The 12292-nt window shown below is 42.0% G+C and carries 13 protein-coding genes; 12 read left to right on the top strand and 1 reads right to left on the bottom strand.

The window, feature by feature from the left end; genetic code table 11:
* Positions 1 to 19: 19 nt before the first annotated feature.
* The 4 genes from DXA15_RS05480 to DXA15_RS26030 all read left to right on the top strand — a co-directional run bounded on the left by DXA15_RS05480 (position 20) and on the right by DXA15_RS26030 (position 5980).
* A complete protein-coding gene (locus DXA15_RS05480; RefSeq protein WP_233566879.1) occupies positions 20 to 2701 on the top strand; it encodes a SusC/RagA family TonB-linked outer membrane protein in 2682 nt (893 codons plus the stop codon).
* Between the two features lie 91 nt (positions 2702 to 2792).
* Complete coding sequence (locus tag DXA15_RS05475; protein WP_128133370.1) at positions 2793 to 4433, top strand: RagB/SusD family nutrient uptake outer membrane protein; 1641 nt, start codon at positions 2793 to 2795, stop codon at positions 4431 to 4433.
* Between the two features lie 90 nt (positions 4434 to 4523).
* Complete coding sequence (locus DXA15_RS26035; RefSeq protein ID WP_233566873.1) at positions 4524 to 5201, top strand: hypothetical protein; 678 nt, start codon at positions 4524 to 4526, stop codon at positions 5199 to 5201.
* Positions 5162 to 5980 carry a hypothetical protein gene (locus tag DXA15_RS26030; RefSeq protein WP_233566871.1) on the top strand — a complete coding sequence of 273 codons (819 nt, stop codon included), beginning with the start codon at positions 5162 to 5164 and terminating at the stop codon, positions 5978 to 5980. The genes DXA15_RS26035 and DXA15_RS26030 overlap by 40 nt, the downstream gene beginning before the upstream one ends.
* Positions 5981 to 6037: 57 nt before the next feature.
* Here DXA15_RS26030 and DXA15_RS27885 read toward each other — a convergent pair whose 3' ends face one another.
* Complete coding sequence (locus DXA15_RS27885; protein ID WP_128133388.1) at positions 6038 to 6142, bottom strand: RagB/SusD family nutrient uptake outer membrane protein; 105 nt, start codon at positions 6140 to 6142, stop codon at positions 6038 to 6040.
* A 285-nt stretch (positions 6143 to 6427) separates the two neighbouring features.
* Here DXA15_RS27885 and DXA15_RS05460 point away from each other — a divergent pair, with 285 nt between their 5' ends.
* The 8 genes from DXA15_RS05460 (at position 6428) to DXA15_RS05425 (ending at position 11509) form a co-directional block, all read left to right on the top strand.
* Positions 6428 to 6811: a hypothetical protein gene (locus DXA15_RS05460; RefSeq protein ID WP_009860409.1), complete on the top strand. Its 384-nt coding sequence runs from the start codon at positions 6428 to 6430 to the stop codon at positions 6809 to 6811.
* A gap of 1 nt (position 6812) precedes the next feature.
* A complete protein-coding gene (locus DXA15_RS05455; RefSeq protein WP_128133369.1) occupies positions 6813 to 7238 on the top strand; it encodes a PH domain-containing protein in 426 nt (141 codons plus the stop codon).
* Positions 7239 to 7259: 21 nt separating this feature from the next.
* Positions 7260 to 8609 carry a dihydrolipoyl dehydrogenase gene (gene lpdA, locus DXA15_RS05450; protein WP_128133368.1) on the top strand — a complete coding sequence of 450 codons (1350 nt, stop codon included), beginning with the start codon at positions 7260 to 7262 and terminating at the stop codon, positions 8607 to 8609.
* Positions 8610 to 8646: 37 nt separating this feature from the next.
* The gene (locus tag DXA15_RS05445) at positions 8647 to 9375 is read left to right on the top strand and encodes a DUF4271 domain-containing protein (protein ID WP_199676222.1); all 729 of its coding nucleotides are present in this window, start codon (positions 8647 to 8649) and stop codon (positions 9373 to 9375) included.
* Positions 9372 to 10139 (top strand): uroporphyrinogen-III synthase, encoded by a 768-nt coding sequence (locus DXA15_RS05440; protein WP_044215119.1) that lies wholly within the window; start codon positions 9372 to 9374, stop codon positions 10137 to 10139. The genes DXA15_RS05445 and DXA15_RS05440 overlap by 4 nt, the downstream gene beginning before the upstream one ends.
* Positions 10129 to 10515: a ribonuclease P protein component gene (gene rnpA, locus DXA15_RS05435; RefSeq protein ID WP_046145890.1), complete on the top strand. Its 387-nt coding sequence runs from the start codon at positions 10129 to 10131 to the stop codon at positions 10513 to 10515. The genes DXA15_RS05440 and rnpA overlap by 11 nt, the downstream gene beginning before the upstream one ends.
* Entirely contained in the window at positions 10515 to 10736 is a 222-nt protein-coding gene (yidD, locus tag DXA15_RS05430; protein ID WP_009860402.1) for a membrane protein insertion efficiency factor YidD, read from the top strand. The genes rnpA and yidD overlap by 1 nt, the downstream gene beginning before the upstream one ends.
* A gap of 83 nt (positions 10737 to 10819) precedes the next feature.
* Positions 10820 to 11509, top strand: coding sequence for a TatD family hydrolase (locus DXA15_RS05425; protein WP_128133367.1), 690 nt, complete (start codon positions 10820 to 10822; stop codon positions 11507 to 11509).
* Positions 11510 to 12292 lie beyond the last annotated feature (783 nt).

Genomic DNA, 12292 nt, shown 5'->3' with positions numbered 1-12292 from the left:
TAAATCATAAAAGCAGGTTATGAAAATAATAAAAGAAATATATGTAGCTGCATTTTTGTCTGTGTCTGTTTTCTCGTATGCACAGGATACAAAAATGGTAAACCGTGGATTTAATCTGTCTGTTCCCAGTGAAGAAAGTACGGCAGCTGTTTCCACAATATATATGGATGCCTCTAAAACGTCTGATATTAATCCAGCAAATTCCTTGTATGGAAGACTTCCCGGATTGATCAGTCTGCAAGGCTCGACTGTAGCATGGGATAATGATCCGACAATGTATGTGAGAGGTCTTGCCACGATGGGGACAGGAACTCCTTTGGTTCTAATCGACGGTTTTGAACGTCCCCTCAGTTCCTTGTCACAGGATGAGATAGAGAGTGTTACGGTTCTGAAAGATGCTGCATCACAGGCCTTGTATGGTGTGCGGGGGGCAAACGGTGTCATTCTGGTGACTACCAAACGCGGTATTTTGGAAGGTATGAAAGTGCATGCAAGCTATCAGTTCGGGATAAATACTCCATTCCGTCTCCCTGATATGGCGGACGGATATACGTATGCATTGGCAATGAACGAAGCTTTACGGATGGACGGACTGTCCGCTTTGTATAGCAACTCTGATCTGGAAGCTTTCCGTACGGGTTCCAACCCGGAACTTTTCCCGAATGTGAACTGGAAGGATGAAGCCTTGAGAAATAAAGGGACGACTCATCAGTTTAATGCTTCTTTTACCGGGGGAGGAAAGAATGTGAGTTATTTTGCCGCAATCAATTACATCGGTGATAACGGTTTTATGAATGAGAACTATTTCAGCCCGGATTATTCCAGTCAGATGTCGTGGGATAAACTGAGTGCCAGGGCGAACCTCGATATTAATGCGACAAAACTCACGCTGGTAAAATTGAACTTGTTGGGTGAATTGTCGCAACATAATCGTCCGGCAACAGAGTATTCGACTTTGTTCCCGATGATTTATGATGTTCCGGCAGCGGCTTTTCCGGTAAAGACGAGTACTGGTGTATGGGGCGGCGATAATGTGCGCAAAAATCCTGTTGCAGAATCGGTGGCTAAAGGTTTTTCCGTTGGAAATGACCGAGCTTTATATGCCGACTTGCGGATTATCCAGGACCTGTCGGTTCTTACTTCCGGTTTGAGTGCAGAGCTTGCTATTGCTTATGATAACCGGGCCAGCTATTGGGATAATAAAACAAAGAATTATCTGTATGAAAGTTTGCAGCCGGTCAGGGATAACGGAGGTACTATTATCGATATAACCCGTACACGTTACGGACAGGAAACGGATTTGTCTTTCAGTTCCAGCCTGGGATATCAGAACCGTGTAACAACGTTTGAGGCAAAAGTCAATTACGAAAAAAACTGGCAGGATATGCATCAACTGAATGCTGCGGTCATTTACCATCAGGAAGAAAATTCCCTGAAAGGAATTAATAATACGTATAGACGGCAGAGTTATATAGGAAATGCAAGCTATGCTTATAAAAGCAAGTATCTGGCTGATCTAGTGTTGACTTATTCCGGGTCGAGTGTGTTGGGAAGTTCTGATAAGTATGCATTTTTTCCTGCTATTTCTGCTGGTTGGGTCATTTCTTCCGAAGACTTTATGAAAGAAGTTACAGCGATAGATTATCTGAAAGCAAGAGCTTCGTGGGGTATTACCGGAAGTGATCGCTTTGCTTATGATTATGATAAATATTATTTCAAAACGGGCATCAGCTCCTATTTTTTTGGAGATAATAATAACTCTGTATCCGGTAATGGCGAGTTCCGTTTGCCTAATTTGAAATTGAAGCCGGAAACAGCCTATAAGTTTAACTTCGGCATCGATATGGAAGTATTCAAGCGGTTGTCTTTATCAGCGGATGTCTTTTATGAAAAGCGGACGAATATTCTGGTGAACTCATCTGCTATTTACTCTTCCGTGTTGGGAGTCAGCACACCGATTTTGAATGATGGCGAAGTTAAGAACTATGGATTTGAAGCCGGTCTTTCCTGGCGTGACCGTATCGGAGATTTCACCTATATGCTGGCTGGTAATTTCACTTTTGCCCGTAATGAGATTGTAAATATGGACGAAGGATATAAACCGTATGATTACCTGAAAAATACAGGAAACCGGATCGGGCAGTATTATGGTTTGGAGGCAATCGGCTTCTTTCAGGATGAGGCAGATATAGCGGGCAGTCCTGTACAATCTTTTTCCAATGTGGTTCCGGGCGATGTAAAGTATAAAGATCAGAATGGTGATAAGGTGATCGATGATTATGATAAGGTGGCTATCGGTTACAGTACTGTTTTGCCGGAAATTATGTACGGGTTTTCAATTGGATTAGGATATAAGAATGTGAGTTTGAAAGCAGATTTCCAGGGAGTAGCTAACTATACGTTAGTTAGAAATATGTCAAGTATGTACCGTCCTTTGGTCGGTAATAAGAACGTCTCTCAACATTATCTGGAAAATCGCTGGACACCGGAGAATACCAATGCCCGGTATCCGCGTCTGACAACTAAACAGAATGATAATAATTTCAGGGAAAGTTCTATCTGGGCTGAAAACGGCAATTTCCTGAAACTGAGAAATGTGGAGTTGGCCTATACTTTACCTAAATCATGGGTAAACAAGATCAGACTCAGCAATATCAACCTGTTTGCCAGAGGTATGAATCTGTTTCATTTGACCATGTGAAAGATATGGACCCGGAGCAAATGTATGCTACTTATCCATCTTTCAGATCATATAACATTGGATTAACTCTTGATTTTTAAAAATAGACATTATGAATAAGAAAATATTATCTGCCATATTTGCTTTTGCAGTGTGTATGTCTTCCTGCAATTATCTGGATTATAATGAATCGTCCGGATTTGACAAAGAAGATATGTTCACCTATTTTGAAAGAGCAAAAGGTATGCTTACCACCGTATATTCATATTTACCCGCCGATTTCGGTAATTTTGACGGAGCGACCCGGGCAGCGGCGACCGATGAAGCGGAATATGCTTGGAATACATCGGGCATCATCCGGTATAATAACGGTTCGTGGAGTCCTATCCTGACAATCGATAATGTGTGGGGCACTTACTATACCGCAATCCGTTCTGCTAATATGTTTCTGAATAATTATCAGGAAGACTTTACCAATATTGAATGGAATGATAATTATGAGACTTTGATGCAGCAATATCAGTATTATCCGTATGAAGCTCGTTTTTTACGTGCCTTCTATTATTTCGAGTTGGCCAAACGGTATAAGAACGTCCCGCTGATTACGGAATGCCTGGAACTCGATGAGGCGAATAGCGTGACTCCTTCTGATTTTGATAAAGTGATTGATTTTATTGTCAGTGAATGCGATGAGATCATGGATAAGCTGCCTGTATCCTATAAAGATGTGCCGGGATATGAAACGGGCCGTATCACCCAGGGAGCCGTGATGGCCTTGAAATCAAGAACGTTACTGTATGCAGCCAGCCCTTTATATGCCGGGACGGCTGGTCAGGAAAAATGGATTGCAGCGGCTAAAGCGGCCAAACAACTGATCGATAAGGTTGAATCGGACGGGCGGTATCAACTGGTAGATGAACAAATATGGAATAATCTGGCTTCCAAAGAACTGATTCTGGAAACGCGCAGAGGTAATTCAAATGATTTCGAAAAACTGAATTTCCCTATCGGTTATGAGGGAGGAAACTCCGGAACCTGTCCTACACAAAATTTAGTGGATGCTTTTGAAATGAAGGATGGAAGCCGGTTCGACTGGGGAAACCAGGAACATATCGATAATATGTACAATCCGGAAAAGAGGGATCCCCGCTTGTTTAAGACTGTTCTGACGAATGGCTCTACTTTCAAGAATGCGGCTGTTGAGACTTTTATAGGCGGTAAAAACGGAGCGCCTTTGGATGGTGCGACACCGACAGGCTATTATTTGAAGAAATATGTTGTCGAAACAATCAGTTTGAATCCGAACAATACGACTACCGAGCGTCATGTCTGGGTACTTTTCAGATATGCGGAGATTTTATTGAACTATGCGGAAGCTCTTTATGAGGCCTACGGCAATCCGGACTATACGGATAATACGTTTACGTTATCCCCACGGGCAGCCATCGACAAAGTCAGGGCGCGTGCCGGAATGCCGGGAGTTGCTTCGGATGATTTTCTTGAACGGATCAGGAATGAGCGCCGGGTAGAACTTGCTTTTGAAGACCATCGGTTCTGGGATGTCAGAAGATGGAAAATCGCTCCTCAGACAATGGATATTTATGGGGTGAAGATTGAGAAACAAGACGACGGGTTGATTTATACACGTCAGCTTGTTGACAAGCGCACATGGAGTGACAAGATGTATCTGTATCCTGTATCCAATGAAGAATTGTTTAAAAATCCACTTTTGAAACAAAATCCTGATTGGTAAGAATAAAATGAGCAGAGAAGCCACTCTAAACCTGTTTGCGGTGGCTTCTCTTTATAATACCTCGATTTAGAAACAATAGAACTTTAGAAAATGAAAATGTACACTTTCGTACTGGCATTGTTATTATGTGCCTGTACCTCAACACAGCGAACCTTTTATGTGGATAGCATAACCGGAGATGACACGAATAAAGGATCTTCACCGACAGAAGCCTGGAAGAGTCTCGATAAATTGAACAAACAAGTCTTTGAACCGGGTGATAAGATTTTATTTAAATCGGGGACTGAATATGTCGGTCAGTTTGAACCGAAAGGTAGCGGGAGCGAAGGAAAACCGGTGATGGTCGATAAATATGGAGACGGAGGGAAGCCTATCTTGCATGGAGACGGTCAGAAACAACATACGATACTGCTGGAAGGACTTGAGTATTGGGAACTGAATAATCTGGAGGTTACCAATAAAGGGGAAAAACCGGATCCCGGTAGAAATGGTATTATTATTTATGCTTGGGATAAAGGCGATGTGCATCATATCCATTTGAAGAATCTGACTGTCAGGGATGTGAACGGGAGCTGTATAAAGAATGAAGGAGCCGGAAACGGAATTTACTGGCATAACGGGGGAGATGAAGTGCCGACCCGTTTTGTTGATTTACTGATAGAGAACTGCCATATTTACCGTTGCCAACGGAATGGAATAACCGGTAATGGTAATAGTGACCGTGATAAATGGTTTCCCAGTCTGAATGTCGTTATCAGGGGGAACTGATCGAGCAGGTTCCGGGAGACGGGATTGTTCCTATAGCCTGCGACGGTGCATTGGTAGAACATAATATAGTAAGGGATAGTCCGGATCTTCTGCGGATAGAAGATGCCGCTGCCGGTATCTGGCCCTGGGGTTGTGATAACACGATTATCCAGTTTAATGAGGTAAGCGGACAGAATGCCAAATGGGACGGGCAGGCTTTCGATTCGGATTACAATTGCCGTAATACCGTTATCCAATACAATTTCAGCCATGATAATGCCGGAGGTTTTGTGATGGTGTGTAACGAGGGTAATACTTTGGGTAAACCTTATAATATAGGAACGGAAAATACGATAATCCGTCATAATGTAAGTATCAACGACGGTTTGCGTGCTTATCCGACACGTCCCGGCTGGTTCTCTCCGGTTATACATATTTCCGGACCGGCTAAACAGACCGCTATTGAAGAAAATGTGATTGTTATTATGAAAAAGCCTTCACCGGAGATAGACCGTTCGGTACTTATCATGGATAACTGGGGAGGGCCCTGGCCGGAAAATACGGTGTTCAATAAAAATATTTTTTATGTAATAAACGATGATCTGGAATATAAGTTCATAACAGGTGGTAGTAAAGCCACTCAGTTTGATGGAAATGTCTTTTACGGTAATTTTATAAATAAACCGGATGATCGGAATGCTATCGAAAAAGAACCGGATTTTACTTCCGGATTTCCTTTTCATGAGAATTTCCCTGACTACTTGAGGGAGAAAGTGATTAAAAGGTTAAAACAACAATAGGGAGTGTTGTTTAAAAGAGAGTGTGTCAAAATCTTGTTTTGTCATGGCGGTCCCGGATCAAGTCCGCCATGACAAAAACTGGGCGTCAAAGGATCTCCAACGTAACAAATTTCTCTGTCTGAAACCTTCTCCGATAAATTCGCAACGACGCTCACGGCGTATATTATATAAGGTTTATTTCTTGCAAATGCTTGTATTACAGCGGATTGTTTTTTTTCTTTTGGGATACTCCTTCTAATGTGATCATATAGGGAAGAGATTATGTGCAGGCCTCTATCGGATAAGTTCTAAGCTAAAATACACTATGAAGATAATTAGAGCATCAGTGAGGTAAATGTCTTTTTGTTATTCATGCTTTTTCATGCAATAATATTGAAGGCCAATAAACTTTTTAATGTGAGCAAAAATTCGTAATATTGCTTATTACTAACTTTAATACATAAGATTATGGAAAAGAAGACGTTTGGAAAGAGAATAGTGACCCCGAAGCATGTTGCGATAGCGGTCAGCATAGTAATCCTGTTTGGATTGTTCTATTTGAACCAGATACAGTTGATTGCTTATATTTTGATACTGATTTTCATTATACCGGTATTTTATCCTTATAAGATCGATAAAGGTTATCTGACGCAAGGTAATTTTGTGGCGATCCCTATCAAGGATATAGAGAAGTTATTTGTAAAAGAGTCTGGTAGTGTCGTGATTTATTACACTAAACCTTATAAAGACAAGGAGTACACCAACACGGTCTATCCGGTCGATACCGAAGGATTTGTGGCTGCTTTACAACAAGTAAATGAAGAAATGACTATCTTGCGCGAAAATTCGTAAAATGGATAGAGTCTTTAAATCTAAGATCGGCTGGTGGTATCATTTATTGATCATTGTGCTGGCAGTATTGTGTGTAATATCTGTGTTACATCAGAATGTAGCGGCTATTGTTACATCGTTGGTTGCCAGCGCATTGACGTTGCATGTATTTTTTAATACCTATTATGTGATTACGGCAGACGGAATGTTGCTGCTCCGTTGCGGCTTCTTTCCTAAAAAAGAGATTGCCATCGCTGATATAGAGGCGTTACAACCTTCCATTCAGCCTGTATTTAGTTATTCCTTATCGTTGGACAGAATCGTTATCTGGAAAGAAGGAAAAATGTGGATGTTGATATCTCCGCAAAACGAGAAAGAGTTTGTAAAGCTGTTGAAGAAGATTAATCCGGATATCGAGATTAAGAGTAATGAAGGAATCCAAATATAAAACTTAATTAAATCTGAAAACATGAAATACGACGTTGCTATAATCGGGGGAGGACCTGCCGGTTATACGGCTGCTGAGAGAGCGGCTGCCAGTGGACTATCCACTGTGTTGTTTGAAAAAAATGCCTTGGGAGGTGTCTGCCTCAATGAAGGCTGTGTTCCCACAAAAACATTGCTTTATTCGGCTAAAGTGTATGATACTATTAAACATGCACAGAAATATGCCGTTAAAGCGGAGAATCCTACATTTGATTTTCCTAAAATTATTGCCCGTAAAAATAAGGTGGTGAAAAAGCTGACTGCCGGTATCCGGATGAAAATGACGGAACATGGAGTCGTTGTTGTCAGCGGAGAGGCTGAAATTAAAGGGCGTGCCGCCGACGGAACTATCACTGTCGCCTGTGGTGAAGAAACTTATGAGGCAGCCAACCTGTTACTGTGTACCGGCTCTGAAACGGTGATCCCACCGATCCCCGGCCTGGCAGAAACTGAGTACTGGACGAGCCGTGAAGCATTGCAGACAAAAGAGCTTCCCGCATCCCTCGTTATTATCGGTGGCGGCGTGATTGGTATGGAGTTTGCCTCTTTCTTCAATAGCATGGGAACGGAGGTACATGTGGTAGAAATGCTGGACAAAATATTAGGTCCGATGGATAAGGAATTATCCGATATGCTTCAGGCTGAATATGCCAAAAGAGGCATCAAATTCTATCTGAGTCATAAAGTGACAGCTGTTCATAATGGCGAAGTCACCGTTGAGAAAGACGGGGAGAGCTTTGTCATCAACGGAGAAAAAGTATTGTTAAGCGTTGGCCGCCGTCCGGTAACCAAAGGTTTCGGACTGGAAACGTTGGGTGTCGAGCCTTTCCGGAACGGTATAAAAGTGAATCAATATATGCAGACTTCTTTGCCGAACGTATATGCTTGTGGTGATATCACCGCCTTCTCTTTGCTTGCCCATACCGCTGTAAGTGAGGCGGAAGTCGCCGTGAAACATATTCAGGGAAAAGCCGGTGGCGGAATGAGCTATAAAGCAATACCGGGTGTGGTCTATACAAATCCCGAGATAGCCGGTGTAGGTAAAACTGAAGAAGAATTGCAGGCGGAAGGAATTCCTTATACGGTAAAGAAGTTGCCGATGGCTTTTTCCGGTCGTTTCGTGGCAGAAAACGAGCAAGGAAACGGTGTATGCAAGCTGATCCTGGCCGAAGATGAAACGGTGATTGGCGCTCATTTGCTGGGAAATCCAGCTTCTGAACTGATCGTGATAGCAGGTCTTGCCATCGAGAAAGGCATGAAAGCCGAAGAACTTAAATCAATCGTATTCCCGCATCCTACTGTCGGAGAGATAATCAAAGAAGCACTTTATTGATTTAAATCTCTATCTTTGCAAAGCTAAATCGCAGCGCATGGATATGTTTGAAGGGTATGTAGGCATTCGTTTATGGGACGGGCAGCTGGTGGATGATGTGATCTTCTCGCAGCTCTTGTCCCTGCTGATTGCCTTTGCTATTATATTTCGCTCTAATTTTCAGCATTTTGTAAAGATGCTGAAAGATGTCGTGTATCTGAAGGAGCGGCAAAACCTGTTTGACGAAACCATCGGTAAAAGTGGTTCTTTCTTCCGTAATTTTATGACTTTTCAGGCTTTGTTTCTTTGCAGTATTGCCTTGTTTGCAATTGCCCGGGCAAGAGGGATGGTCAATCATTTGGAAGAAAAGGAGGTACTCTTTGCCATTCTGATTATTTTTTCAGTATTATTTCTGTTTTACCAGTTCAAACAGTTGAGTTATTATCTGTTAGGCTTTGTCTTTTCGCCCCCCGATAAATATAAATTCTGGAAGAAGAATTATAATGCAATTATGGGGTCCTGGGGGATGTTATTATATATTCCGGTCGTATGGTTGATGTTCGTAGGAAGTAAAACATTAGCTCCCGTAATATTGTTTTGTATTTTCTATTTTTTGTGTCGTTTTGTAATAATTTATAAGACAATACGGATATTTCACAAGAATAATGTCGGTTTTTTATATATTAGTTTGTACCTTTGCACCCAAGAAATCCTACCCCTCATATTTTTGTATGAAGGTATGATTTTTTTGTATAACTTTATTGAGACGAGTACTCTATGGCATTGAACATCAAAAAGTTGCTGGTATCACAACCGAAGCCTGCATCCGAGAAGTCACCGTATTTCGACATTGCGGAGAAATATGGGGTCGAGATCGACTTCCGTCCTTTTATCAAAGTAGAAGCTCTTTCTTCCAAAGAGTTTAGACAGCAGAGAATTTCTATTCTGGACTATACGGCAGTAATTTTTACCGCCCGTACAGCTATTGACCACTTTTTTCATTTATGTGAAGAACTACGTGTAGCCATTCCGGAAACAATGAAATATTTCTGTATGACAGAAGCTGTTGCAGTTTATCTTCAGAAGTATATCGTGTACAGAAAACGTAAAATCTTTTTTAGCCAGACCGGAAAGCCTGAAGATCTGGTGACTGTTATCGGAAAGCATGCGAAAGAAAAATATCTGGTGCCTGTATCCGATGTGCACAAAGATGATCTGTTGGCTATGTTGGAAGCTAAGAAAATCAACTATACAAAAGCTGTAATGTATAGAACGGTTAGTAACGAATTTGCGAAAGACGAGAAATTCGATTACGATATGTTAGTATTCTTCAGCCCTTCAGGAATCTCTTCATTACTGAAGAACTTCCCGAACTTTAAACAGGAAGATATAAAGATCGGCTGCTTTGGTCCTACGACAGCGAAGGCTGTGAAGGACGCCGGACTCCGGTTGGATGTGGAAGCACCTACTCCCGAGGCTCCGTCGATGACGGCTGCCCTGGATTTGTATCTGAAGAAAGAGTTGGGTGGAAACAAAAAGAATGGAAAATAAAAGGTATACCCTTTCTAAAGAAGAGCGCCTGTCGTGGAAACGTTACATTGACCTGTTATTTGAAAAAGGACAATCGTTTGTGGCGTTTCCACTGCGGGTTGTTTATTTACCGCTGGAGGAAGAGATGTCTGCTCCTGTCTCTATCCTGATCAGCGTCCCCAAGAAGAAATTCAAACGCGCCGTAAAACGGAACCTGATCAAGCGTCAGGTGCGTGAAGCCTACCGGGTGCGTAAATACGATCTGATCGATCCGTTGACAGAAAAAAACAAGCGCATGCTTATTGCTTTCCTCTATCTGGATAAGGAAATCCATCCTTTTACCGATATGGAGAAAGCGATGACAAAAGCAATCAGGATATTGCGCGACAAGGAATAATGAAGAAATTCTTTACAACACTTCTCCTGTTGCCGGTTTATTTCTATAAATATTGTATCTCACCTATGACACCGGCTTCGTGCAGGTACACACCTACTTGTTCCGAATATGCTGTGCAGGCACTGAAAAAACACGGTCCCATAAAAGGTCTTTATCTGGCTGTCAAACGGCTGCTCCGATGCCATCCCTGGGGCGGAAGCGGATATGATCCGGTGCCGTAAATCGTTTTCCTCTTTCTTATTTTACTTCAAAATCTTTGTTTACAAGATATTCTTCCGTCTATTTGTTATATTTGTCGTTCATTATGAATGAATTGAAAAGACAGATAAATACTGTATATTATGATATACATGCTCACTCGGTGCAGACTTCTGTGGTGGAGGATGTAGTGGTCTGTTACAATGTAATTGTAGGAAAAGGCACTCTTTCAGATGTATCTTCCGGGCAACCTGTATCCTGTGGTATCCATCCGTGGTATATCCGGGAGGAGGCGGTGGTAGAGCAACTGGCGCGGTTCCGGGAATTGGCCCTGAATGAGCAGGTGATAATGATAGGAGAAGCCGGGTTGGATAAGCAAATATCCATACCGCTTGATTTGCAGGTCAAGGTATTTGAAGAACAGATTCGTGTTTCTGAAGAGTTGAAGAAACCCTTGATCATCCATTGCGTCAGGGCGTGGGAAGAGTTGATAGCCATCCGTAAGAAATGCGCTCCGTCTATGCCCTGGATCATTCACGGCTTCCGTAAGAAAGGAGAGCAGGCTGAGCAATTATTGAAACAAGGCTTTTACCTCTCTTTTGGGGAGCACTTCCAGGAATCGGCTTTGCGCAAAGCCTGGCCGGAACGTTTGTTGATTGAAACAGACGAATCCTCCTGTCCTATACAGGAAATCTATCAGCATATCGCTGCTGCCCTTCAAATATCTGTTGATGAGTTGGGTAACCAGGTTGAACAAACAGTACATCGTTTATGTTCCGGGGCAACCGCATCATAATCTTTTGTCTGTATCGTCTAATAGTTATTCCGACATGTATCCAATGACTTTTCATTTAGAGGTAGGTGTAAATCAATTTATACCTACCTCTAAATGAAAATAGACCTACCTCTAAATCTGTTTACACCTACCTCTAAGTAAAAAGACATTGAGAACTCTTCTCCCGTTCATTGGAATAAAATGATCGGATCAATGGGATGAGAGATTATTTTCGCTTCTTATCAAAATTGAGCTATCTAATTATAGACTGGTTGTAACTGGCTCCCCTCTGGAGAGGGGGAAGGTGGTGTGTCATATCTTCACATATATAACTTGTCTTATCACAACCACTTAGCCATTACAGGTTTATTTGCCGTCTGCTTCAGCTGACGGTTTACAAGTTGTTTCTCTCTTTTGGCTTCAGCCACATTTCTCTTAGATATAGACCTGTAAAAAATGTGACTAAAGTCCAGAGAAATAGATTATTTACCAATCCGTCAGCTGAAGCAGACGGCAAATAAACCTGTAACAAGGTCTGTTTTTATTGACTGGCTTAACACCCCCCCTGCCCCCTCTCCAGAGGGGAGCCAGTTACAACCAGTCGCCATAGCAACACACTAAATAGCTCATATTCTTTTCTATTTTATCGAAATCCTATGCGCCAAAACTAAGGTTTATTTCTATAATTGGGAAATAGCTATTCCCGGAATCAAATACAAGAGCGTAAATATAAGCCTGTTTGTTATCTGATTCGCTCTCCTTATGAATTGCATGTTATTGCTTTCAGCTTTCAGATGCCCTGGA

This window comes from Parabacteroides sp. AM58-2XD (assembly GCF_003463685.1).
Classification (GTDB): Bacteria; Bacteroidota; Bacteroidia; order Bacteroidales; family Tannerellaceae; genus Parabacteroides; species Parabacteroides segnis.
This window is presented reverse-complemented; position numbering and strand designations above follow the sequence as displayed.